Here is a 24,540-nt window from a genome sequence, read left to right as displayed (position 1 = left end):
TGCCAGTCCGGCTCGGCGATAGGCGCTCCATGCCGCCACGGCATCGACTACCGGGCGCGCCAACTTAGCCCCACGAAGAGGGCCCGCCCCGGTTGTGGGGCAAAACCGGCCTCAATCACCTCTTCGTCGAGTAGATTAGTCCCCTCGACGAAGAGTGCTACCGCCGCAAACTGACGCTGCAGACGTGCGCTGATAAGGGCAGCGCGACCGCTTGAGGTGCGGTCGACACCCCTCGCCTGGACCGAAAGCTCACCAGCCGCAGCCAGATCGAAGAGACCGTTCAGTACGAGTGTTTGGCGCGGATAGTCGAGTGCGTACTTGATCTCCATGCCCTCTTCATCCAGGCGCGTCTCAATGCCAGTCCAAGCGACACCCAGCGAGCGTATCACCGCTCCATCGGCGGGCTGCCAGCGCCACTCGATCTCACCTCCGCGGGTGCGATGACCATCGAAGTTGTCCGCTTTCCACTCGACGCTGCCGGGGTCACGCCCCCAGTCGATCAAATCGTCGGTGCGGCGCTCGAAGAGTGCGCCGGTTAGCCGATGGTCACCCGTTGTGAAATGCAGAGCAACCTCATGAAGATCAGAACGCTCCGGCGCGAGCTCCGGGTTGCCGACATTCCCCGACGTCGACAAATGTTGCTCGGTCCACGACGCCACCCGCACAGAGCGCGCCGACGAGAAAGAGGCGCGCCAGCGCTCTGAAAAGCGATAGCCAAAGCCGAACGAAGGCAGCCACTCGTTGCCGTAATCGCTGAAACGTACACCGTTAAGTCCAGCCTCAAACACGCCGCGACCACTCCAAAGGGCTTGGCGATGAGCGATCCATGCGGTCGATTCCTGACGTCGATGATCATCAAGCGCACTCGATTCAATTCGCTCGCCGATCACCCCGACGCCAAGCGCTACATGAGCGGTTTCGTCACTCCCAATGCTGCGCTCGCTGGCCAATTGCACACCTCGTACATCGGTCTCGTGTTCGTTAATGTGTTCGTCATCGCCGACTTGTGTGCTAAACCAGTCTTCGTGCCCGCGCCAAAAGATCCGCGGTGCAATCGACCACTCGCCGATTTCGCTGCGACCGCTCAGATAGGCGAGCCGCGAGGCGGTCTTCTCGCGCTGCTCTGGAAAGTCGGCCGTGTAAAACTTCCAAGCCCCAAAGGCGCGCTCCTCTGCACCGACTCCCCAGCTTAGCGATCCGGCATCCAGGTGTGCATAACCCGTGTAGCTCATCTGCCTCAGATCACTATCGGCGCGTGATCCGGAGAGATGGCCGTCGCTGACCTCGATACTTCCCGAGAGCAGATGTCCACTGCGCCCATCGCCATACCCGGTATGCGCGTGCAACCCCCGCGTGGCGAAGCTACCGCCACGAATAGTGAAGCCGTGTTCACCGCCATCCGGTTCGCGCGTAATCACGTTGATCAGCCCCCCAGTGGCGTGTCCTCCATGTTGGATGCCACCGGGACCACGGACGATCTCGATGCGCTCTATCTGCTCAAGCGGTAACGGAAGGTTAAGATCGTGGTGGCCGGTTTGTGGATCCCTAAGCGGGATACCGTTGAGCAGCACCAAGGTCTGTTCATAGGCAGTTCCGCGTATACCGATATCGGCCTGGACACCGGCACCGCCCCGCCGACGTACATCGACACCTGCAACAGTGGAGAGCAGATCGGCTAGCGTCGCTGCCGGCACCGATTCGATATCACTCCTACTGATCACGCTTACGCTCTGGACCGATTCCCTGTCGGCTGCGCTCGAAGGACTGCTGGTAATAACGACAGGCTCTAACCGGGTCGGTGGAGAGTGTGTCTCGTTAGCGGCGAATCCGATAGAGGGTACGAGTATGATCCAAATGGTTTTTAGCCAGTGTTGTGCCATTGGGTATTCCTAAGAGTATGTAGGTATGGTTTGTGGTCGTAATTCAAAATATGTCCCTATCTAAAGGGGTGCAAACATTAGCACCACCCTGATTAGTTCTCAATACGCAATCACACGGCAGGCAGAGCTGAGACCGCTGCAGCAGCGGTTTTACGCCGAACTTCCAGCGCCATTAATGGCTCCTGCAAGGGGTCTCCTTTTTGACCGCGCTCAGCCAATCGAGCCAGATCGCCTCGGCGCTCAAGCGTCCTTGCAGCGGCTGCTCAAGGTGGCGTCGATGCAGCAGCAAGCGCTCACTCAGCTGGTGTCCTCTTTCCGGAGTGATCTGCTGGGCCAGTCGCGTAACCAAAGACGCAGGCAACAAATCAAGGTCTCCATCGCTTCCCTGCCCGGTCTGCCGATAACGCAACACTTCGACGATCACCTGAAGCAAGAGATCGACGAGCAGCCGCGGCTCCTCTTGCCACGCCTCGGCCTCTTTCACGGGATCACCACCGGCGCTCAACCGTTCCAGCTGTCTAAGCAACTCCTCGAAACGCTCAAGTTGCCGCTGCTCAATCACCGCCTCGGCGCGCAACGGCGTGCCAGCTGCCAAAATCAACGCCCGCTGCAACCGCTCACGGCTGGTCTTCGGATAGCGCGCAGCGAGCCACTCTTGCGCTGCCGCAGCCTCGGGGCGAGGCACCGTATAGCTAGCACAACGACTTCGAATCGTCGCCGGAAGGCGCGCGGGACGGTCCGTGGCAAGCACCAAGAAAGTCCCGCCGGGTGGCTCTTCCAGAACCTTGAGCAGTCCATTCGCCGCAGCCCGGTTAAGCCGGTCGCAAGGGACAATCAAGGCCGCACGATGGCCACCGCGCTGCGCACTCAGGTGGAGAAAATCGACCAGCTCGCGAACACCGTCGATCACGATTTCGCCGTGCTCGTTAGCACCGGCAGTGCTTCCGCCACTCAACCCTTTAGCCCCTTGAGCATGGGTTTCTGAGCTTTCGCCCCGCCTCTGCTCCCCGGTTTGTTTTTTTTTGCTGCGCGTTTTGCTGCTTTCGCTTGCACCGCTCGCGGTGAGCCCTAGAGGGTTGGGTGTCAATTCGCGAATATCGGGATGGCTCCCAGCGACACTGAGGCGACAGTCACGACAGTGGCCGCACGGCCGCTCACCCGGATCGGCGCGGCACAGCAGCCCGCGTACCAGGGCGGAGGCGAGTAGACGCTTGCCCACTCCGGTGGCGCCGGTCAGCAGCAAAGCGTGGTGCAGACGCTCCTCATCGCAGAGCGCCAACAGCCGATCGAGCACCGGCAAAAGCCACGGCGGTAATTCACTGCGCTGCGGCCGGGAGAGCATCATTACGAGGCCCCCGCCCCCACACTCTGCTGACGAAGGCGGAGCGCTTGAAGAAGCTGAGTGCGCACCTGTTCGGCAACCGCTGCGGCGGGTGCAGCGGCATCGATGACGATAAAGCGCTGCGGCTCGGCGGCTGCGCGCTGCAGGTAGGCTGCGCGCACCTTATCGAAGAAGTTCGACTGCTCCTGCTCGAAGCGATCCGGCGCCTCCCCACGCCCCTCAATACGCTGCCGGCCAACGTCCGGTGCAACGTCGAGCAGCAGTGTCCAATCGGGCTCTACGACCGGTTCGAGCCATCGTTCCAGGGCAGCGATACGCGCCTCACCGAGCTCCCGCCCCCCGCCTTGATAGGCGTAACTGGCGTCCGTAAAACGATCACTGACGACCCACCGACCGGCTTGCAGCGCGGGGCGAATGACCTGCGCGAGATGTTCGGCGCGCGCAGCGAACAGCAGCAGCGCCTCAGCATCGGCGCTCATCCCCCGAAAAGAGCGGTCTAATAAGACCGATCGCAGGCGCTCGCCGAGCGGTGTACCACCCGGTTCGCGGGTAAAAAGCGGCTCGGCAACGCCACTCACAGCCAAGACCTCGGCCACCGCCTCCAGACAGGTCGTCTTGCCCGCACCCTCAATGCCCTCAACGGTGATGAGGCAGCCGCTACCACGCACCGCTCCTAAAACCATGGAAACATCTTCCTATGCTCGTTAACCGAACAGTATGACGGGCTCGCGATCTGAAGTTTCGCCAGCCGCGGGCGAATAGGCCGCTCCGAAAAAGTCAATGACCAATTATTGCCGCCCGAGGATATAGCGCTGGACTGCGCGATTGTGCTCCTCGAGGGTCTTGGAGAAGTGGTGCGAGCCATCGCCGCGCGCAACGAAGTAGAGCTCATCGCCGGGCGCCGGATCGACCGCCGCCTGCAACGAGGCGGAACCTGGAAGAGCGATCGGTGTCACCGGCAAACCGTGGCGCGTATAGGTGTTGTACGGCGTATCACGGCGCAGATCGGCACGACGCAATCGTCCCTCAAACTCATCGCCGAGACCGTAGACCACCGTCGGGTCGGCCTGCAGCCGCATCCCCTTCTCCAGTCGCCGAATGAAGACTCCGGCGATGCGCGGGCGCTCTTCGGCCAAGGCGGCCTCGCGTTCGACGATCGAGGCAAGAATCAGCGCCTCGTAGGGGGAGTCGAGCGGTAAACCACTTTGCCGCTGCGCCCAAACCGCCGCCAACCGTCTCTGCATCTCAGTATAGGCCTGCCGCAGCAGCTGCCGATCGCTCGTTCCGCGGGGGAACCGGTAGGTCGTTGGGTAGAAAAGGCCTTCAGGATGCCTCTCAGAGTGGAGATAATCCGGCGTCTCAATACCGATAGCGGCGAGCAGGTCCGACTCAGCCACCCCCTCCAGGGTAAAGCGAATCGCATCGTGGCGGCGTAGCGCCCCGATCAGATCAGCAACCGTCCACCCTTCAATGACGGTCAGGCGGTGGTTCACGACCTCCCCACGCTGCATACGGTCGAGCAGATCACGCACCCGCAACGACTCTTCAACCGCGTACTCGCCCGCCTGCAACCGGGTGAGTTCGCCACCTGCACGTGCATAGAGGCGCAGCGCCCACACCGTCTGCTCGTCAATCCAACCTGCCGCCGCCAACCGATTCACCACCCCTCTAAAGGAGGAACCCGGCTCGATCTGTACGATGCGCTGCTCCTCGGGAGCCATCTGTAGCGGCGCATCCAAACGCTGCCCCACCCACAGATAGCCAACGACCGGAACGGCCAGCACCAGCACGGCCACTGCCGAGACGAAAACCAGGGTGATACGAAGCGCGCGGGAAGACACTAGTCGTCGATCCACTCATCGGGCGCCAGCGTCTCCGCGGCGACCCGGGTCAATAGTTGCTGGGCCACGGGGCCGACCGCCACCGTATCACCGGAGATACTGCGCACGGGCCAGAGACCGATCAAACTGTTGGTCACGAACAGCTCATCGAACCCGCTTAGCTCTTCGGGGTAAAGGCTACGCTGCTCGATCCGCAATCCCAGCTGTGGCGCCAACTCCAGTACCCAGCGCCGCATTACCCCAGCGACCCCACACTGATCGAGCGGCGGGGTAATAAGCGCAGCCGACTGGACGGCAAAGACGTTTGTAGCCGTCCCTGAAATGACCAGTCCGTTATCATCGAGCATCAAGCCTTCACCAGTCTCGCGATCACGCCACTCGCTCCGTGCCATGACCTGCTCAAGGCGGTTAAGGTGCTTGATGCCGGCGAGTGCTGGCTGCCGACTGAAACGGCCTTGGCAGAGGCGAATGTGGACACCGTGCCACCGCTCGGCGGGGTGGTTGGAAGGCTCCTGGAGTGAGAGGATCCGGGTCGGCAGGGGCCGCACCGGTGGCAGATAGCCGCGCTGCTCGCTCGGCCCGCGCGTGTAGAGGATTTTGAGCACCGCGTCACCGACATCGCGCACCAGATAGCGCGCCTCTTCGCGCAACGTCGTCAGCGGCGGCTCCGGCAGACCGATGCGGCGGGCGCCATCCAACAGGCGGTCCATGTGGTAGTTCCACAGACAGAGCCGCCCCTGACGCACCGCAACGGTCTCAAAGAGGCCGTCCCCGTAGATCAGGCCACGATCCCCTGGATCGACGATCGACCCGGTCCGGCCGTTGACCAACTGCTTATCGCGCAAGGCTAGCCAAGACTCCTAAAAAGCAGCGAGGCGTTCGTCCCACCAAAGCCAAAGGAATTGCTCAGTACCGTCTGCAGCTTTTGCGAACGAGCCTCGCCGGGCACAGGATCGATGCCACTGCAGCGGGCATCAAGCTGCTCTAAATTGATCGTCGGCGGGATAACCCCTTCATGCAGGGCCAGCACACTGAGCGCCGCCTCGAGCCCGCCGGCGGCCCCGAGCAAGTGCCCGGTCATCGACTTCGTCGAACTCATCGGCACGCGCGCTGCCTGCGCCTCACCCAGCAGACGCTTTACTGCCGTCGCCTCGGCGATATCGCCAACCTGGGTCGAGGTGCCGTGAGCATTGATATAGTCGATTTGCTCAACGTTCATACGCGCATCGGCCAGTGCTCGCGCCATACACCGCTGCGCCCCCTCTCCGCTTTCCAGCGGCTGGGTAATGTGGTGCGCATCGGCGCTGTTGCCAAAACCGGCGAGTTCAGCATAGATTCGCGCGCCCCGTCGGCGGGCGTGCGCATACGACTCCAGCACCAGCAAGGCGGCTCCCTCGCTGAGCACAAAGCCGTCACGCTCAGCGTCCCACGGCCGGCTAGCCGCCTGAGGGTCATCATTGCGCTGCGAAAGCGCCCGTGCTGAGGCAAATCCGGCCACCCCGAGCGGGGTAATGCACTTCTCAGCACCACCGGCAATCATGACATCGGCATCGCCTGCCGCGATTAGGCGCGCTGAGAGACCGATATTGTGCGTCCCAGCCGCACAGGCAGTCACTGTAGCGAGATTGGGTCCACGCAAGCCGTAATGAATCGACAGATTTCCGGCGGCCATGTTGATGACGCTGCTCGGCACCAAGAAGGGCGAGACCTTGCGCGCTCCGCCATCCATAAGGGCCTGATGCCCCTGCTCAATCCCCTGAATACCACCGATCCCAGAGCCTACCGACAGGCCAATGCGCTCAGGATCGAGCCGCTCGAGGTCGAGTCCGCTGTCTTCGAGGGCCTGCGCACAAGCGCCGAAGGCGTAGTGAATGAAGGGATCCATCCGGCGGGCCTCTTTCGCCGGGAGGTAGCAACCGATATCGAAGTCCTCGATCGTGCCCCCAAAGCGCACGCTGTAAGCCGAGACATCAAACTCGGTGATCGGGCGAATCCCGCTGCGCCCGGCAGTGATCGCTTCCCATGTTTCCTGGACGGTATTGCCGACTGGGGAGACGATTCCCAAACCTGTTACGACAACCGCTTGATCATCCATTGACTCGCTCCGGGGCGCGAATGTGCGGAAGCCGGCCCCAAGGGGACCGGCTCCGCTGCGCCTTCAGACTGTAGCCGGACGGAGGGTCAACCCTCCAAGTGCTTCTTGATGTAGTCCACCGCCTGCTGAACAGTCGTGATCTTCTCTGCCTCTTCGTCGGGGATTTCGCACTCGAACTCCTCCTCGAGCGCCATCACCAGCTCTACGGTATCCAGCGAGTCAGCGCCAAGATCGTCCACAAAAGAGGCCTCTCCGGTTACCTCTTCCTCCTTGACCCCCAGTTGCTCTACGACAATCTTTTTGACGCGGTCTTCGATGCTGCTCATGTAGACAGTCCTCCGAAAATGTTCTTTAGGCGCAGTCTTCCGGCTGCGGCGCGTATTGTAGGGGAACAGAACGCCGAGCACCAGAACCCGGCCATAACTTTTGTTATTCGTCTAACTCTTTGATCACAAGAAGTAAGGCAGAAAATCGCTACGACGACATATACATGCCGCCATTGACGTGCAGCGTCTCACCAGTGATGTAACCAGCCCCCGGCGAGGCCAAAAAGAGGACCGCCGCAGCCACATCGGCCGGCGTTCCAAGCCGCACCAACGGCACGTTGGCAATCAGCGCACGGCGTTGCTCTTCGGTCATCGCCGCGGTCATGTCCGTCTCGATGAAGCCCGGAGCCACGGTATTGACCGTAACCCCGCGCGCCCCGAGTTCGCGCGCCAATGCCCGTGTGAAGCCGGTCACACCCGCCTTAGCTGCGGCGTAGTTCGCTTGACCAGCATTGCCCATCGCCCCAACGACCGAACCAATGTTGATGATCCGCCCACGGCGCGCTTTACTCATTCCGCGCAAACACGCCTTACTGAGCCGATAGACCGAGGAGAGGTTGGTATCGAGGATCGCATCCCACTCCTCATCCCTCATCCGCATGAGTAGGTTATCGCGCGTAATCCCGGCATTGTTAACGAGGATCGTCGGCGCCCCGAACTGCTCGGTTACAGCACCAACGACCCCCTGCACCTGCTCCGCAACGGTGACATCGAGGACCATACCGGTCCCACGCAGTCCCGCCTGCTGCAGGTCGGCAGCGATTCGCTCGGCACCCTGTGGGCTGGTCGCGGTACCGATGACCGTTGCCCCGCTCTCGCCCAGCGTGCGCAGAATGGCCTGGCCGATCCCTCGACTTGCGCCCGTTACCAGCGCAATCTCATCGCTCAGCTGCAGCTGCTCCACCATCGCTCCCCTTCTGTTGCAGAGACTCAGCATAGAGCGCGGCAAAACCATCCGGTAGCAGAGTCAAAACCAGCCCCGGCCCATCGCCACGCCCCGCCCCATACTCGCCAAAAAACTAGCCACGCTCAAGCAGCGCCGTGAAGGAGTCCGGCTCGACCATTGGCACGGCCTCAAGACGCCGCTCAATACGGCGCGTCAAACCACTAAGCACCTTACCGGGGCCACACTCGGCAAAGACCTCTCCCCCCGCTGCGGCGATCTGCTGCACGGTCTCGCTCCAGCGCACCGGCTGAGCCAACTGAGCGACCAGGCGCTGCCGGATCTCCTCGGGGGTCCTACTGACCTGCACATCGACGTTGTGGAGCACGCGCATCGACTCTGATGGCTGCCGGATATCGATTGCGGCAAGGCGCTCGGCGAGCCGCTCAGCGGCCGGCTGCATCAGCGTACAGTGCGACGGGACACTGACCGAGAGCGGCAGAATGCGCTTTGCGCCCGCCTGCTCGGCCGCCTCACCGGCACCCTCTACGGCCTCCCGCTCACCGGCGATCACCACCTGCCCCGGGGCGTTAAAGTTGACCGCCTGCACCACTTGCCCCCGCTGTGCTGCCGCCTCGGCGCAGACGGCACGCACCTGCTCATCTTCAAGGCCGATCACTGCCGCCATCGCCCCTTCACCGGGGGCAACGGCCTCTTGCATCAGGCGACCACGTTCAGCCACCAACGCCACGGCATCGGTGAACGCCAGCGCCTCTGCAGCCACCAAGGCGGAGTATTCGCCGAGGCTGTGTCCAGCCAGCCACTGCGGCAGCACTCCAGCGCGTTCACGCCACAACCGCCACAACGCTACACTTGCGGTCAAGATCGCCGGCTGCGTGCAGTCGGTGCGATCGAGCGTCTCGCTCGGCCCCTCCTCGACCAGTGCCCATAGGTCGTAGTCGAGCACTTGCGATGCCTCGGCGAAGGTCGCGCTCACCGTCGAGTTGTCGCTCCAGTCGCGCATCATGCCGACCGCTTGCGAGCCCTGTCCGGGGAAGATAAACGCCAATTGTGCATTCGAGACTGTCATAGCAACCGTTCCTTTAGTGGCTGACCCGCAGAGGATCCGTAGTGAAACGGCCGCGAATCAGTAGCGACTCAATGACGACTCAGTAACGAATCAGGGCCGAGCCCCAGGTAAATCCACCACCGAAGGCCTCGAGCAACAGCAACTGGCCACGCTGGACCCGACCGTCGCGTACCGCCGTATCGAGGGCAATCGGCACCGACGCCGCCGAGGTATTGCCGTGCTCGCCAACGGTCAGAACGACCCGACTCATCGGCAAATTCAACCGCTTTGCGGTCGCCTGGATAATCCGGACATTCGCCTGATGCGGGATCAGCCAATCGATCTCCGACTGCTCGACACCGGCCGCCTCAAGGCTCTCTTCGGCGATGCGCGCCAGGGTATTGACCGCCACCTTGAAGACCTCGTTGCCGCGCATGCGGATATAGCCGCCACGCTCTTGCAGCGCCGGGAACCCCTGCCCGGGTCCCCACGGCACATAGAGCAGCGACTCGTAACGCCCATCCGAGTGCAGGCGGGTCGCCAGGATGCCCTCCTCCTGCTCGGTCGCCTCCAGCACCGCCGCTCCGGCACCATCACCGAAGAGCACGCAGGTGCCGCGATCTTCCCAGTCGAGGATGCGGGTCATCGTCTCCGCACCGATCACTAGGGCGCGCTGGGCGCTGCCCGCCCGAATGAACTGATCGGCGATGCCGAGCGCGTAGATGAACCCGGAACAGGCGGCAGAGACATCGAAGGCCGGAGCGCCGGGGCGAACCCCGAGGATGCGCTGCAGCCCGGATGCGGTGCTCGGGAAGATGTGATCGGGGGTACACGTCGCCACCACGACCAGATCGATCTCCTGACCGCTGATCTGCGCCGCCGCTAGCGCCCGCTCCGCGGCACGCCGGGCCAACGCCCGACAATCCTCATCGGAGCCGGCCACCCGCCGCTCGCGAATCCCGGTCCGCTCCTGGATCCACTGATCGGAAGTCTCAACGAGGCGTTCAAGATCATGATTCGTCAGCACCCGCTCGGGCAGAAAGCTGCCGGTGCCGATAATCCTCGACCGGATCGTCACCGCCGTCTCCTAAAGCCGCTCAGCAACCCGCCGATTCGCTCATCAATGCGCCCCGGCACGCCTTGGCGCGCCTCGACCACCGCCGTATCGATCGCCCGTCCAAACGCCAATACATCGGCCGAGCCGTGGCTCTTCAGTGCCACGCCACGCAGCCCCAGCAGGCTCGCTCCATTGTACTGCCGCGGGTCGATGCGCCGGCGCAACGACTTGAGCACCGGCAAGGCTACGGCACCGGCAAGACGGGTGAGAAGATTGCGGTGGAACTCCATGCGCATGTAATCGGCGATCAGCGCAGCGACCCCTTCGCTGCACTTGAGCGCCACATTACCAACGAAGCCGTCGCAGACAACGATATCGACCTCGCCTTTGAAGATGCCGTCCCCTTCGACGTAGCCGGTGTAGTTGATCTCCTCGGCGCCGGCCAACATCTCGGCCGCCCGCTTGACCTGATCGTTGCCCTTGATCTCCTCTTCGCCGACGTTCAACAGCCCGACCCGCGGCCGCTCAATGCCATAAACGGCTTCGGCCACTACTGCGCCCATCACCGCAAACTGGAGGAGATGTTCGGCCTTACAGTCGACGTTCGCGCCCAAATCGAGCATGTGGGTCGCACCGCCACGCGTCGGAATCGTGCTCATGATCGCCGGGCGATCGATCCCCGGCAGCGTCTTGAGCAGATAGCGGGCCGTCGCCATCAGGGCGCCGGTATTTCCGGCGCTCACACTGCCGTTGGCCTCACCGGCCTTGACCATATCGAGCGCCACGCGCATTGATGAGTCGCGTTTGCTGCGCAGCGCCAGCGACGGTGACTCGTCCATGCCGACTACTTGGGTGCAATAGCGCACCTGCAGTCGCGACGACTCACTCACCCCCAGACGCTTAAACTCGGCGGCCAAAGGCTCCCGTAGACCAACCAGCACCAAGTTTAGATCTGGATGGCGTTCAAGGGCCTCGACCGCCGCCGGGACGACCACGCACGGCCCGTGATCCCCGCCCATTGCATCGAGTGTCAGCGTCGTGGTCGCAACCATCGCTCTCTCAGTTCCTAGACTCGCCGCGGCGTCGGCTTTGGTTGCCTCCCGCTGCTCGGTCAATCGTCTTGGCCGCGGGCAATCTTACGCCCCCGGTAGTAACCGTCCGCACTGACATGGTGGCGCAGGTGAGTCTCACCGCTTTTTGGCTCAACCGAGAGCGTCGGTTTCTGTAGGCCATCGTGGGCACGCCGCATACCGCGCTTCGAAGGGGTCTTACGATTTTGCTGTACCGCCATCGGTCTCTACTCCCATACTCCCAGCATAAAATACTTGATTGATCGCGCAATTTAACCCCGTGAACGCCCCAAATTGACAACGCTTCACGGGGTCTTCACGCGGACGTCACCGCCCTTTCTTGCCACCACTGGCGCTGCCTGAGATACGCTCGCGCAGCTCGGCAAAAGGGCTCAACTGCTGACGCTCGATGCCCGCGCTGTGTGCCGGCGGTCTACACCCGCCCGGCGGATGACGCGGCGGAAACGGCAACGCCAACAACAGCTCCTCCTCGACCACATCAAGCGGCCGCACCGTACCACTTCCGCTTACATAGGGCTCGAGTTCGGCGGGCAGCACCTCGGCCTCCGCCTCCGAGGACACCACGATCAGGCGAAACGTCGTCTCGATTGGTTGCTGATAGCACCGCAAACAGCGCTGACAGATCAGCGGTAAAATCGCCTCAATCGAGCCCTCTAAGATGCGCCTGCCGGCCTCATCGCGTGCGGCGGAAAAACGCAACCGCACCGGCTCGGCACCCGCATCATCGGCGTTGGCGAGCAACGGCGACAGCCGCGACATCGCCGCTAGCGCGAGCACGCCTTCATAAAAGCGCGCATCGCTGCCAAAATCCTCAGGAAGCAGGCCATCCGGTAGCATAAAGTGTGGCATGTTATAGAGGTGCCCGTAACCTGTAAAGCACGGCGCGGCTTCCTTACCACCATGATCGACCGGCCCTACCATGTTAAAATCTGAAAACCTGATCCTGGCATCCACATCGCCTTATCGTCGTCAACTGCTTGCGCGGCTCGGCATCGAGTTCGCTGTAGCAGCCCCGCAGGTCGATGAGACGATCGGCGACGACGAGCGCCCTCAAGAGGCTGTCCTCCGCCTAGCCGCCGCCAAGGCGCACGCAGTCACAGCCGACCATCCTGGGGCAGTGATCATCGGTGGCGATCAGATCGCCCTACTCGGTGACGAGATCCTTGGTAAGCCTCACACGCGCGAGGCCGCCATTGCCCAACTCACGCGCGCCTCGGGCAACCACCTAGTCTTTCTAACGGGCCTCGCCGTCACCGACGGCGACCGCACCGAGTACGCACTGGAGCCAGTCCATGTGCACTTTCGCCGCCTCGATAGCACGACCATCGCTCGCTATGTCGACGCCGACACCCCCTTCGACTGCGCCGGAGCGCTGCGCTCCGAGGGGCTCGGCAGCACGCTGTTGGAGGCCATCGAGAGCCGCGATCCCACCGCCCTAATCGGCCTGCCCCTGATTGCTGTCAGCCGGCTACTGCGCCAATTCGGCATCCCCCTGCCCTAGCACAGGAAGGGGGTGCCGCCGGGTCGGTGGCCATACGAGGCCGATCAGCGTGGCTGATACTCCAGGCGCAGCAGCGCATGGTAAAGCGAGTGCGCCACACTGGTACCGAAACGCTCGGTCAACTCGGTAAAAAAGTCGCGCTTGGCCGTGTAGTCGACGATCTTCTCTTCACCGACGACGTCACGGGCGACGCTCTCGACGCTGCCAATTGCATCGGCCAACCCAAGCTCAATGCTCTGGCTGCCGGTCCAGACGAGTCCGCTGAAGATCTGATCATCGTCACTGAGCCGATCGCCACGCCCCTCCTGGACTGCCGTGACAAACTGCGTATGGATCTCATCGAGCATCAGGCGCAGGTGCTCGACGTGCTCCGAGCGCTGCGGGGCAAACGGGTCGAGAAAGGCCTTATCCTCGCCCGCGGTATAGACACGCCGCTCGATCCCAAGCCGTTCAATCGCCTCTTGCAGCCCGAAACTACCGGCAATCACCCCGATTGAACCGACGATACTTGAGCCGCTGACGTAGATCTCATCGGCGGCAGCAGCAACGAAGTAGGCCCCTGACGCGCCGATATCCTCGATAACCGCATAGACTGGGATCTCCTCGTTCGCCTCGCGCAGGCGTTTAATCTCATCGTAGATCTGCTGTGAGTGCACCGCACTGCCACCCGGGCTATTGATGCGCAGGACGACCGCGGCGACCTCTTTTGCCTCAAAGGCCGCGTTCAGCCCCCTGATCACTTGCTCGGCACTCGATGCCGAGTCGGCCATGATCGGGCTATCGATACGCACTTGCGCAGTGTGCGGGCCGATCTCTTTCTTGCGTTCGCCACTCATCATCGCGCACTGCGTGATGCTAATCGCCAAAACCAGCACAGCGACCACCATCAGCACCCGCATGATCAGCTGCCAACGGCGTGTTCGCCGACGCTCGCGTAACGCCTCGTCAATAATCTCGCGCAGCGCCGCGCGCTCCCAAGCTTGATCGCTCATGGACTCTCCTCAATTCTTTGCTCATTGTCTAAGCGGGCGAGCGCCCGCTGTAGATCCTCACTGAGCGGGGCCACAACCTCCAGCGGCGTCCCGTGATCAGGGTGTTCAAAGGCCACGCCACTGGCGTGCAAAAAGAGCCGCCGCAGCCCGCAACGGCGGCGCAACTCGGCGTTGGCGGCGTGCTCACCGTAGCGGGCATCGCCGGCTACCGGATGGCCGATGTGGGCGCAGTGAACGCGGATCTGGTGCGTTCGTCCAGTGGCCAGATCGACATCGACCAATGAGACCCCTCCCCCGATGACCGGTTCCCCGACGACATAAGAACGCCGAAGCTGCAGCTCGGTGCGGGCCGCTCGCCCCGCCTCGGAAACCCACACCTGCCGCTCATGGCCGGCCCCTGAACGCCGCTCAAGGGGCGCATCAATACGGTAGTGCGACTCAGCCAGCGTACCGACTAACAAAGCGGTATACTGCTTGCGCACCGCCCCGTCACGCAACTGTGCGTGCAAGCGGCGCAGCGTCGAACGGCGCTTGGCCAGGATCAGACAGCCGCTGGTCTCCTGATCGAGCCGGTGGGCAAGCTCCACGAACGGCAACTGCGGGCGCAACTGGCGCAGCGCCTCGATCAGCCCGAGCCGGACCGTGCTGCCGCCGTGGACCGCCAAGCCACTCGGCTTATTGAGAACGATCAGTCGCTCATCTTCATAGAGCACCGCATGGCGCAAGCGCTCTAGCAGTGCTGCAGGCAGCCGCGCTGCCGCCCCACCGCCCGCTACGCCCTCAGGCCTCGCCGCCTGGGTGACGGGCGGAATGCGTACGAGCTGCCCTGCTTCAAGGCGTGCGGTTGGCCGCACACGCGCCCCATCAATGCGCACCTCACCGCGCCGCAGCAACCGATAGACGCGACTGCGTGGCACGCCTTTGAGCCGACGCAGCAGAAAGTTATCGATGCGCTGCCCGGCCTCATCGGCGAGCACACGGTGGTGGGAGACGCTGGATCGAGACTCTGACATAACTGCACAGTATAGCAGAATAGTTACATTTGTATGCGTGTACAACTGACTGATAGAATTGATCCCAAGCTGCAGCGGGCGCACTGAAATCGCCGCTGCAGCAACAGACTTCCGGGGGGCGGCTTGCCCGATGTGGGCAGCGGGCGATTGCTCGAAGGATACGGCGGGCAACGGAGAGACTTAAGACGTACGCGGAGATATCGCGTGCGGGCCTGTGGAGCAGAGGCGTTAGACACCGCTGCACGACAGGAGCCCGGGACCGACCATATGACCGCCCCACCAGCGGCGCAATCGTGCCGTCTGGAGTCCCCGTTCTTTGAACGGGGGGATGTTAGCGGCGGACAGCCAGGATGATTACCAAAGATCGCCTGGCAGAACAGAACAGAAAGCGGGAATTACGAGAGCGGCCCCGCGCGATCGCGCTCAAACAGCGCACCCGCAGTGTAGGCGGAGAGAGATTAAGCGAAACAGATACCGGGGCTCTTGCGATCTGCGGCAGTCGCCTTGTGGGTGCGGCCGAACGCAAGAGTCGAACCAGCGAACAGACCAATGGCCCTGCGCCCCTTCGGAGTAACGCGCATGATCGACAACGACCTGAGACGGTACGGCCAGACTCACGCCGCCGAAGCGTTGGCTGCAGGGCTGCGGAGACGCATCGACCATGAAAAGAATGCTCATCAATGCAACTCAACCGGAGGAGTTGCGCGTAGCCCTTGTTGATGGCCAGATCCTCTACGATCTTGACATCGAGGCCCCCTCACGCGAACAGAAAAAGGCGAACATCTATAAAGGCATCATCACCCGGGTCGAGCCCAGCTTAGAGGCGGCCTTCGTCCGCTACGGCGCTGAGCGTCACGGCTTCTTGCCCTTTAAGGAGATCGCACCGGCCTACTGTACGGATACCACCGGCCAACGCACACCACCGCGCGAAGCCCTCTACGAGGGCCAAGAGGTGCTGGTGCAGGTCGACAAGGAGGAGCGTGGCAACAAGGGAGCCGCGCTGACGACCTATATCAGCCTAGCCGGTCGCTATTTGGTGCTGATGCCGAACAACCCGCGCGCCGGCGGGGTCTCGCGCCGCATTGAGGGCCCCGAACGCGCCGAGATTCGCGAAAGTCTGCGCAGCCTTGATGTCCCCGAAGGAATGGGGCTGATCGTGCGCACCGCCGGCGTCGGTCGCAACACTCAGGAGTTGCAATGGGATCTCGACTACCTTCTCAAGCTCTGGGAGGCCATCCTTAAGGCAGGCGCCGAACGCCCTGCCCCCTTTCTCGTCTACCAAGAGAGCGACGTCATTATTCGCGCCCTGCGCGACTACCTGCGCCCGGACATCGGTGAGATCCTCGTCGATGATGAAGAGGTCTACGGCAGAGCGCACGAGTTTATCGAGCAAGTCATGCCGTACAACCAGCAAAAACTCAAGCGCTATCGCGACCCAGTGCCGCTCTTCTCGCGTTATCAGATCGAAAGTCAGATCGAGTCGGCCTTCCAGCGTGAGGTCCGGCTCCCCTCGGGCGGAGCGATCGCTATCGATCACACCGAGGCCCTGATCTCTATCGACATCAACTCCTCGCGCGCCACCAAGGGGGCCGATATCGAGGAGACGGCACTCAATACCAACTTGGAGGCAGCGGAAGAGATTGCCCGCCAGCTACGGCTGCGCGATCTCGGCGGCCTGATCGTGATCGACTTCATCGATATGGGGCCGCCGCGCAATCAACGCGAGGTCGAAAACCGCTTGCGCGAGGCGGTCAAGGCCGACCGGGCGCGGGTTCAGGTCGGGCGCATTTCGCGCTTCGGCCTCCTTGAGATGTCCCGACAACGTCTGCGCTCCTCCCTTGGCGAGGCCCACCAGGAGGTCTGCGCCCGCTGCGGCGGCCAAGGCACCGTGCGCAGCGTCGAGTCGCTCGCGTTGTCGATCCTACGCATCATCGAAGAGGAGGCGATGAAGGATAAGACCGGCAAGGTGCTTGCGCAGTTGCCGATTGAGGTCGCCACCTTCCTGCTCAACGAGAAACGAGCCCAGATCGCCGATCTAGAATCGCGCCACGCTGTCCACATTCTGCTCATTCCCAACCGCAACCTCGAGACCCCTCACTACGAAGTGCAGCGGATGCGCAACGAAGAGGAGAGTCCGGCGACCGAACTCAGCTACCACATGGTCACCCCGGCGGATGAACCGAGCCTGGTCGAAGCCGGTCTGCCGGCCTCACGCCCCCCGCTGCCAGCGGTGCGCGGCGTCCTACCAAGCACCCCGGCACCCTTCCCAGGTGGTGCCGAAACAGCACCGCGCGGTATCAAGACGATCCTCTCCGGGGGGGATCAAGTCCCGCTCGAATCGATCTTTCAACGCCTACGCGGCCTGCTCTTTCAAGGCAGCGAACTAGCCACCGAGGAGCGGCAGCGACCGATCGGTGGGATCGATGAGACGGAGACCGACTCGAAAGGTCCGCGCAGCGGCCGACGCGCCAAACGCAGCAGTGGCCGCTCGCGGGGCGGACGTGGTCGCCGCGGTCGCGGTACAAGCCGGCGCAACGACGCCGAGGGCAGCAACGAGGCACCGCCAGCGCAAGCGGAACACGACGATAGCGAGGCGGATGCAGTAGCGGAGAGCGAGTCCACTGCGGTCACCGGGAGACGACCCACTGCTGCTGCCCCACCACCAGCAGCAGAGACGGCCGAGACTGAGGAGACAGCGCACCACGACGACATACTCAGCAGCGGAACGGCACCGGCGGCCCTGGAGGGCGAGAGTCAGGAGAGCGGGAGTGCAGCGGCGGCAACCGACACCGCTACAGCGTCGGCAACGGCATCCGAAGAGAGCGATGAGGGCGACGAGGAGACCAGCGAGGACGGCACCCGCAAGAGTGCAAACCGTTCCGGTCGCAGCCGCCGTGGCCGCCGCGGCGGACGGCGGCGGCGGCGTAGCACAAGCGCGGATGGCGCCGCTGAGCAGGGCGCGCACGATGAATGGGGCGAGAAGGACGTGCATGGTGCAGGGGATACGCTTGATACCGATGCCACTGCCGATACCACTGCCACTGCCGATGCCGATGCCGATGCCGATGCCGATGCCGATGCTGCCCCTGCCGAAGAGAGCGGGAGCGGTGGCACGACGCGCACGCAAACGGAAGCGACTCCGCACCCGAGTGGCAAACGCGTGCGCTCAGGACGCCCGCGGCTGCCGCGCGCCCAGTTAGCCGAACGGACACGCCCGTCGGCTGAACCCTCTGAACCCGCCGCTGCGCACGATCACGCGGCGATGTCAGCAGCGGCATCCGAGGCACCGGAAGAGAGCGTGGCAGCAACAGCGACGACCGAAACCGCCGCAACCGCGGCCGCCGTTGCAACAGCCGCGGCGGAGAACGACGCAGCGGCGGCACCAACCCCGCAACCGCAACCCGAGGCGGCGGCAACCACCGCGAGCGAACCAACGCACCCCTCCTCCGGGCAGGCGTCGTTCTGGACACCGCCGGCGGATCGGCACTCGGAGACGGCGGCGGTACACGGGGAGGCCGAGGCTGAAGCCGACGAGCAGAATCGCTAGCGGCCCAATCGCTGTTCGAGTTGCTCGATCAGCCCAGCGCTGGCCTGCTCGATGAGATCAAGCACATGCTCGAAGCCTTGCGCCCCGCCAAAGTACGGATCGGGCACCTCGCGCTCGCGGCACTGCGCTGCATAGTCGAGAAACATTCCGATTTTAGCAGCGTAGCGCGGCGGCGCGTCGGCGCGCAGTATGGCGGCATTGCCCTCGTCCATGGCCAAGATCGAGTCGAAGGTCGCAAAATCCTCCCGCTCGACTTGGCGCGCGCGCAGATCACTGATGTCGATCCCGCGCTGCAAAGCCACCGCCTGGGCGCGTGGATCGGGCGGCTTACCGACATGGTAGTCGTGGGTGCCGGCCGAGTCGATCACCACCGAATCCCCGAGTCCAGCACGGCGCAAATGCTCCCGTAGGACCCCCTCTGCCGTCGGTGAACGGCAGATATTGCCCATGCAGACTAGCAGAATGCGAAATGGCTCTTGATTGCTCATGACTTCTAAAACTCTCCGCGTCTATTGACAATACTCAAAAAAATCACCGATCGTAGCGGGGTATATGGCAGTCTCCCGGCGCGTTCGGCGTCAACGCGCGCTCCCTGCCCACCTTGAGCTCGGCGCGCCACCTTACTGGCTTTAGCCCGATCGTGCCACACGTGCCACACCCACCCCTTTGAAGATGGACGCAATAGAGGAACAATACGCCGCATGCTGACCGCACCAATCCCCGAAAACGAGGCACAACGTCTCGCCGCCCTCTACCGCTACAATATCCTCGACACCCCGCGTGAAGAGCCCTTCGAGCGCGTTATTCGCTTGGTTACTCGGCTGTTCGACGCCCCACTCGCCACGCTGACCCTCGTCGATCGTGACCGACAGTGGTTCAAATCCTCCTGTGGAGTCACCGCCTGCCAGACCGACCGTGGCATCTCTTTTTGCGGTCACGTCGTCTATCACGGCACTCCGCTGATCGTACCCGATACTCACGAAGATCCGCGTTTTTGCGACAACCCACTGGTCGTCGGCGAACCACACGTCCGTTTCTATGCCGGCGTCCCGCTGACGACCTACGACGGCTGGCATATCGGGGTGCTGTGTGTTCAAGATACCGCACCCCGCCCCCACGGCATCAGCGAAGCGGAGCTGCTCAACCTGCTCGATATCGCCGCGCTGGCGATCGACGAACTCGAACTGCGCAAGGCACAGCGCCAAGTCGATGCCGAACAGGAGATTGCCCGGCAAGTCATTGAACGGGCGACAGTGAACACGTGCCTGAGCACGCCGGGGGTGCGCCACTACTATCAGCCCGCCGCACAGCTCAGCGGCGACATCCTGCTGGCAAGCCGGCGCCGAGAGGATGCCGCGCGGCTCTTTCTGATTGGCGATTTCACCGGCCACGGGATCGGAGCGGCCATCGGGGTTCCAGCCCTAGCCGGGGCCTTTTACGCCGCCGTGGAGCGCGGCGTCGATTCCGCACTCCTGCTTGGGACGCTCAACGAGCACCTCCACCGCTATCTGCCAAGGAACATGTTCCTGACAGCGACACTCATCGAAGTCGAAAACAGCGCGCAGCAACGACGCATCAGCGTATGGAACGCCGGCATGCCGCCTCCGCTACTCATCCACAACGGACAAGTCGTAGCCCGCTTTGCCTCAACGGGGTTACCGCTTGGCATCCTCCCCGAATCGCCGGATGAAGCGGGCGGGGCGGTCTACTTCGATCCGCCTCCCGGCGCCCGCCTCTACGCCTACTCCGACGGCGTCGTTGAAACCCGCCTCAAAAGCGGTGAGTGGCTCGGCATAGAGGGACTCGAGGGGCTGCTTAGTCAAGCCTCGCCCGAGCAGAGCTTCCAGCGCCTGACCGCAACTCTGGCCCACGCTCGTCGCCTACCTCAGGCGAACAGCGACGATATGACTCTACTCGAACTCGATCTCGACGCCCTGTGTTGATTTGGGTCACTCAAACCGAACCGGCAGCAGCCCACTCACCCCGCGCATCCATGCGCCCCAACCCTCTGTCGCCCGCACGCGAGCTGAGCCACTAGCGAGCGGGCGGCAGTTCAGCCTGAAGCAGCGCAGCGACCGCCGCGACATCCTCGGGGGTATCCACCCCGGGCCCCGGGCGCTGGCTGCTGTAGGCAACCTCAATCGCAAAACCGTGCCACAAGGCGCGCAGCTGCTCCAGTGATTCGCAGCGCTCAAGCGGCGCTGGGGCTAGCTCGGCAAAACGGCGCAGAAAACCAGCCCGGTAGGCGTAGAGACCAAGATGCCGCCACCACGTTCCAGCGGCCACCGCGGCATCATCGAGCTGCGGCATCTGCGCTCGTTCCCATGGAATCGGTGCCCGACTGAAGTAAAGAGCACGTCCCTGAGCGTCACAGACCACCTTGACGACCGCCGGGTCGTATAACTCCGCCGCGCGCTCAATCTTCACCGCCAGAGTCGCCATTGCGCTGTGTGGTGCGGCAGCCAAGGTGGCAGCGACTTGGGCCGGCAATTCAGCTGGCAGCAGCGGCTCATCGCCTTGCAGATTGACGACGATAGCCTGCTCATCGAGGCCTAACCGTGCAACCACCTCGGCGATCCGCTCTGTGCCACTGGTATGCGCCTGGTCGGTCAGCCACGCCTCCGCCCCAAATCGAGCGCACGCTGTGCGGATGCGCTCATCGTCAGTCGCAACGATGACCCGCTCCGCCCCGCTCGCCGCAGCACACCGATAGACGTGCTCAATCAGAGGGCGCCCGCCGATCTCGATCAGTGGCTTACCCGGCAGACGACTGGCTGCATAACGCGCTGGAATCACCACCGTAAAAGTGCGATTTGCTGCTGTTATCATCGGCTCACTACGAATGGCCCTACTCTCCATAATCCCATACACGCGCCCGGGTACCTTGCTCTGCCCGCTCATCCTGGGAAGATTCGTACCGAGGCCCTAACCTGCTTCGCTCGACCCGCCTGACTCACCCGTCGCTGTGCTCGTAGCTGCGCTGAGCAGCCCAGCCTGCTGCTCCCCCTCACCCCTCCTTCTAAGCCCGGCAAGGCGTTGCTCAAGCGCTGCGACGAGTGCCGGCTCGGCACTCACAGCCACCGGCAACCACCAGATCCGCTCACGTTGCGGTAGTTCACGACACTTAACCGCATCCTTCTCTGTCATTAAGATCGGTCGTGTCGGATCGATAAAGTCGAGATCGCTCGCTCGAAAGGGGTGGTGATCCGGAAAAGCGTGGCACTCGGCGTTGATGCCCTGCTCCCGCACGGTGGCAAAGAAGCGCTGCGGGCGACCAATTCCGGCGACCGCGTACGCCATCCCGCCGGGCCACGGCCGCCTGGAACCATCGAGAGCACGCGGCGCCCCAGGGCGCAACCGAAAGACGTAAGGGGTCTCAGGGTGTGGTGCATCGCGTGCCACCACCAGATCGACCGTCGCCAAGCGCCGCGGCGACTCACGCAGCGGTCCAGCGGGCAGCAGGCGAGCATTGCCGAAACCGTGCTGACCATCAATGACGACAATCTCCAGATCACGCCCCATGCGGTAGTGCTGCAGCCCATCATCGCTGACGACGATATCGCAGCCGGCCTCAACACAGGCGGCCACTGCCGCCGGTCGATCGGCCCCGACTCGTACCGGCACTCGACAGCGACGAGCGAGGAGCAGCGGTTCATCGCCGACGGCTGCCGGATCGGCCTCAGTGCTGACCGCCACCGGACCACGCCCTGCGCGCGAGCCGTAGCCACGCGCTACGATCCCCGGCCGATAACCGTGCGCCTGCAAACGCGCCACCAACCAAGCGACAAAGGGGGTCTTACCGGTGCCGCCGACGCTCACATTACCCACCACAATGACCGGCACCGGCGCAGCGACCGTCTTCAGCCAGCCCCGCCGAAAGGCCAAGCGCCGCACTGCACTCACACCGCCGTAGAGCATCGCCAACGGTGCCAATAACCGAGCACTCACGCCATTACGCTGCCAAAAGTCCGGAGCTGCCGCCACCGCCACTCTCCTCCACTCACCATGACGCACGACCACAAATAGCGGTACGTTGACCCATTGTGAGGCGTCATCAATTAGGCGTCATTACGCATCGGCAAATTGCAGCCGGTAGAGTCCGGCGTAGCGCCCCCCCCGTGCCAGCAACTCGGCATGGCGACCACACTCGACGATCCGCCCCTGCTCCAGCACCAGGATCTGATCGGCGTTCTCGACGGTTGCCAAACGGTGCGCAATGACGAACGTCGTGCGCCCCTGCATCAGCCGCTCAAGCGCCTGCTGAATCGCCCGCTCCGACTCGCTATCGAGCGCCGAGGTCGCCTCATCAAGGATCAGCAGCGGGGCATCTTTAAGCAGCGCTCGGGCGATAGCGATGCGCTGACGCTGCCCCCCGGAGAGCAACACCCCATCCTCGCCGATTGGGGTATCCAAACCGGCCGGTAAGCGCTCAATAAACTCAGCGGCGTGAGCCGCCTCGGCGGACGCCCAGATCTGCCCCTCGGTGACCGGTGCGTTCGATCCGTAGGCGATATTCTCCCCCACGGTGGCGTTAAAGAGGGCCACCCGCTGACTGACCATGGCGATCTGTCGGCGCAGAGCGGCGAGCCGATACGTCGATAATGCCACACCATCGAGGCTAATCTCACCGGCGGTTGGCTCGTAAAAACGCGGCAGCAAGTGCACCAGGGTCGACTTGCCACCGCCGGAGGGACCAACCAGCGCAATGCGCTCACCCGGTGTAACCACGAGATCGATACCCTTAAGCACCTCACGCTCACTGTCGTAGGAGAAGTGCACGCCGCTAAACTCAACACGACCACCCGCTCGCACCACCTCGTACTCGCCTCGATCACGCTCACACGGGGTGTCAATCACCTGAAAGATGCTCTGAGCAGCAGTCAAACCTTTTTGAATCATGGCACTGACCTTGACCAGACTCTTCAGCGGACCGTTGAGCAGCAGCGCCGCCCCGGCAAATGAGGCGAAGGTCCCGACCGTAATCTGCTCAGCCACGGTATCAAGGGTCATCAGGAATATGACCGCAGCCAGCGCCACGCCGGCCAAAAGACGAGTAATCGGTACGGCAGCGTACTGCGTCGCGATAAATTTCATATACTGCTGGCGATTGCGCTCATTGACCCGCTCAAAGCGCTGCCGCGCCCGCTCAGCCTGACCAAACGCCTTGATAACGGTATACCCATGCACAGTCTCCTCGGCCACACTGCCGACACCGCCGACGGCTCGGTGCACCCGCTGCGTGATCTTACGAAAGCGTTGCGTCACATAGGCGATCAGACCACCGACAATAGGCGCAACTACCGCAACGATAAGCATAAGCAGCGGTGAGAGGTAGATCATGTAGCCGAGCAGAAAGAGGATACGCGCCGTATCTTGAACCAGGGCAAGCACCGCTCGAGTCACCGAACCGGCGACTTGCTCAGCCTCATAGGTCAGTTTGGAGATCAAGCGCCCAGAAGCAGCGTGGTCGAAGATGCGATTCGGCAAGCTCAGCAGCTGGCCGTGGAGTTGGCTGCGCAACGCCTTGACCAGGCCACGACCAATCCACGTTACCAAATAGTGGGCAAAAAAGTGCGCCACCCCCTGGAAGAGGATCAGCGCAATGAGCACCATGGCGTAGAAACGGATCGTCGCCGCGTCCTTTTCCAGGAAGCCGTCATCAAGCAACGGCTGAATCAGCGCCACCACTCCGGTCTGAGTTGCCGCCACGGCCACCATCGCCACCACCGCCACTAAGCCGATCCGCCAGTGCGGGCAGACGTACCCGAAGAAGAGCCGCTTGAAGGTCGGCCACGTCCCCTGGCACGCGGCAACTCCAGAACGCTCATCGAGCGGTCGTGCCACATCGGCCTTTTTAGCTGGGGCAGCCACGCATCCATACTCCTCGGAGAAGCGACCTAAGC

Annotated in this window: 22 protein-coding genes; 3 read left to right on the top strand and 19 right to left on the bottom strand. The window is 63.0% G+C overall.

Annotated elements, in window-relative coordinates:
• Positions 1-47: 47 nt before the first annotated feature.
• From CKO15_RS04915 to CKO15_RS04855, 13 genes are all read right to left on the bottom strand, one after another.
• Positions 48-1,880 (bottom strand): TonB-dependent receptor plug domain-containing protein, encoded by a 1,833-nt coding sequence (locus CKO15_RS04915; protein ID WP_242464571.1) that lies wholly within the window; start codon positions 1,878-1,880, stop codon positions 48-50.
• Between the two features lie 172 nt (positions 1,881-2,052).
• Positions 2,053-3,225 carry a hypothetical protein gene (locus tag CKO15_RS04910; RefSeq protein WP_200193097.1) on the bottom strand — a complete coding sequence of 391 codons (1,173 nt, stop codon included), beginning with the start codon at positions 3,223-3,225 and terminating at the stop codon, positions 2,053-2,055.
• A complete protein-coding gene (tmk, locus tag CKO15_RS04905) occupies positions 3,225-3,905 on the bottom strand; it encodes a dTMP kinase (RefSeq protein WP_200193095.1) in 681 nt (226 codons plus the stop codon). The genes CKO15_RS04910 and tmk overlap by 1 nt, the downstream gene beginning before the upstream one ends.
• Positions 3,906-4,010: 105 nt before the next feature.
• Positions 4,011-5,063 carry an endolytic transglycosylase MltG gene (gene mltG / locus CKO15_RS04900; RefSeq protein ID WP_338035997.1) on the bottom strand — a complete coding sequence of 351 codons (1,053 nt, stop codon included), beginning with the start codon at positions 5,061-5,063 and terminating at the stop codon, positions 4,011-4,013.
• A complete protein-coding gene (gene pabC, locus CKO15_RS04895) occupies positions 5,063-5,908 on the bottom strand; it encodes an aminodeoxychorismate lyase (RefSeq protein ID WP_200193093.1) in 846 nt (281 codons plus the stop codon). The genes mltG and pabC overlap by 1 nt, the downstream gene beginning before the upstream one ends.
• A 2-nt stretch (positions 5,909-5,910) precedes the next feature.
• On the bottom strand, positions 5,911-7,158 hold the full coding sequence (gene fabF / locus CKO15_RS04890; protein ID WP_200193091.1) for a beta-ketoacyl-ACP synthase II: 1,248 nt from the start codon (positions 7,156-7,158) through the stop codon (positions 5,911-5,913).
• Positions 7,159-7,244: 86 nt separating this feature from the next.
• Complete coding sequence (acpP, locus tag CKO15_RS04885) at positions 7,245-7,484, bottom strand: acyl carrier protein (protein WP_011814030.1); 240 nt, start codon at positions 7,482-7,484, stop codon at positions 7,245-7,247.
• Between the two features lie 148 nt (positions 7,485-7,632).
• Positions 7,633-8,391 carry a 3-oxoacyl-ACP reductase FabG gene (gene fabG, locus CKO15_RS04880; RefSeq protein WP_200193089.1) on the bottom strand — a complete coding sequence of 253 codons (759 nt, stop codon included), beginning with the start codon at positions 8,389-8,391 and terminating at the stop codon, positions 7,633-7,635.
• Between the two features lie 112 nt (positions 8,392-8,503).
• Positions 8,504-9,457: an ACP S-malonyltransferase gene (gene fabD / locus CKO15_RS04875; RefSeq protein WP_200193087.1), complete on the bottom strand. Its 954-nt coding sequence runs from the start codon at positions 9,455-9,457 to the stop codon at positions 8,504-8,506.
• A 79-nt stretch (positions 9,458-9,536) separates the two neighbouring features.
• Positions 9,537-10,508 carry a beta-ketoacyl-ACP synthase 3 gene (locus tag CKO15_RS04870; RefSeq protein ID WP_200193138.1) on the bottom strand — a complete coding sequence of 324 codons (972 nt, stop codon included), beginning with the start codon at positions 10,506-10,508 and terminating at the stop codon, positions 9,537-9,539.
• Positions 10,509-10,510: 2 nt separating this feature from the next.
• Complete coding sequence (gene plsX / locus CKO15_RS04865; protein ID WP_200193086.1) at positions 10,511-11,545, bottom strand: phosphate acyltransferase PlsX; 1,035 nt, start codon at positions 11,543-11,545, stop codon at positions 10,511-10,513.
• Between the two features lie 59 nt (positions 11,546-11,604).
• Positions 11,605-11,784, bottom strand: coding sequence for a 50S ribosomal protein L32 (gene rpmF, locus CKO15_RS04860; protein ID WP_200193084.1), 180 nt, complete (start codon positions 11,782-11,784; stop codon positions 11,605-11,607).
• Between the two features lie 106 nt (positions 11,785-11,890).
• Complete coding sequence (locus CKO15_RS04855) at positions 11,891-12,433, bottom strand: YceD family protein (RefSeq protein ID WP_200193082.1); 543 nt, start codon at positions 12,431-12,433, stop codon at positions 11,891-11,893.
• A gap of 70 nt (positions 12,434-12,503) precedes the next feature.
• Here CKO15_RS04855 and CKO15_RS04850 point away from each other — a divergent pair, with 70 nt between their 5' ends.
• On the top strand, positions 12,504-13,085 hold the full coding sequence (locus CKO15_RS04850; RefSeq protein ID WP_200193080.1) for a Maf family protein: 582 nt from the start codon (positions 12,504-12,506) through the stop codon (positions 13,083-13,085).
• Positions 13,086-13,129: 44 nt separating this feature from the next.
• Here the strand turns inward: CKO15_RS04850 and CKO15_RS04845 are convergent, their stop codons facing one another.
• Both CKO15_RS04845 and CKO15_RS04840 read right to left on the bottom strand, forming a co-directional pair.
• Positions 13,130-14,077 carry a S49 family peptidase gene (locus CKO15_RS04845; RefSeq protein ID WP_200193078.1) on the bottom strand — a complete coding sequence of 316 codons (948 nt, stop codon included), beginning with the start codon at positions 14,075-14,077 and terminating at the stop codon, positions 13,130-13,132.
• The gene (locus CKO15_RS04840) at positions 14,074-15,090 is read right to left on the bottom strand and encodes an RluA family pseudouridine synthase (protein ID WP_200193076.1); all 1,017 of its coding nucleotides are present in this window, start codon (positions 15,088-15,090) and stop codon (positions 14,074-14,076) included. Before CKO15_RS04840 ends, CKO15_RS04845 begins: the two co-directional genes overlap by 4 nt.
• A gap of 661 nt (positions 15,091-15,751) precedes the next feature.
• Between CKO15_RS04840 and CKO15_RS04835 the strand changes: the two genes are divergently transcribed.
• On the top strand, positions 15,752-18,637 hold the full coding sequence (locus CKO15_RS04835; protein WP_242464570.1) for an Rne/Rng family ribonuclease: 2,886 nt from the start codon (positions 15,752-15,754) through the stop codon (positions 18,635-18,637).
• Here CKO15_RS04835 and CKO15_RS04830 read toward each other — a convergent pair.
• Positions 18,634-19,125, bottom strand: a complete 492-nt coding sequence (locus CKO15_RS04830) for a low molecular weight protein-tyrosine-phosphatase (RefSeq protein ID WP_200193074.1) — start codon at positions 19,123-19,125, stop codon at positions 18,634-18,636. The genes CKO15_RS04835 and CKO15_RS04830 overlap by 4 nt on opposite strands.
• Before the next feature lie 213 nt (positions 19,126-19,338).
• Between CKO15_RS04830 and CKO15_RS04825 the strand changes: the two genes are divergently transcribed.
• The gene (locus tag CKO15_RS04825; RefSeq protein ID WP_200193072.1) at positions 19,339-20,580 is read left to right on the top strand and encodes a PP2C family protein-serine/threonine phosphatase; all 1,242 of its coding nucleotides are present in this window, start codon (positions 19,339-19,341) and stop codon (positions 20,578-20,580) included.
• A gap of 91 nt (positions 20,581-20,671) precedes the next feature.
• Here CKO15_RS04825 and kdsB read toward each other — a convergent pair whose 3' ends face one another.
• The 3 genes from kdsB to msbA all read right to left on the bottom strand — a co-directional run bounded on the left by kdsB (position 20,672) and on the right by msbA (position 24,508).
• Positions 20,672-21,466: a 3-deoxy-manno-octulosonate cytidylyltransferase gene (gene kdsB, locus CKO15_RS04820; RefSeq protein ID WP_200193070.1), complete on the bottom strand. Its 795-nt coding sequence runs from the start codon at positions 21,464-21,466 to the stop codon at positions 20,672-20,674.
• A 96-nt stretch (positions 21,467-21,562) separates the two neighbouring features.
• On the bottom strand, positions 21,563-22,621 hold the full coding sequence (lpxK, locus tag CKO15_RS04815) for a tetraacyldisaccharide 4'-kinase (protein WP_338035996.1): 1,059 nt from the start codon (positions 22,619-22,621) through the stop codon (positions 21,563-21,565).
• 84 nt (positions 22,622-22,705) lie between these two features.
• On the bottom strand, positions 22,706-24,508 hold the full coding sequence (msbA, locus tag CKO15_RS04810) for a lipid A export permease/ATP-binding protein MsbA (RefSeq protein ID WP_338035995.1): 1,803 nt from the start codon (positions 24,506-24,508) through the stop codon (positions 22,706-22,708).
• Between the last annotated feature and the right edge of the window lie 32 nt (positions 24,509-24,540).

Origin of the sequence: Halorhodospira abdelmalekii (assembly GCF_016583625.1) — a bacterium.
Classification (GTDB): domain Bacteria; phylum Pseudomonadota; class Gammaproteobacteria; order Nitrococcales; family Halorhodospiraceae; genus Halorhodospira; species Halorhodospira abdelmalekii.
The sequence above is the reverse complement of the archived record's forward strand: the minus strand, read 5'-3'. Positions and strand labels throughout refer to the sequence as shown.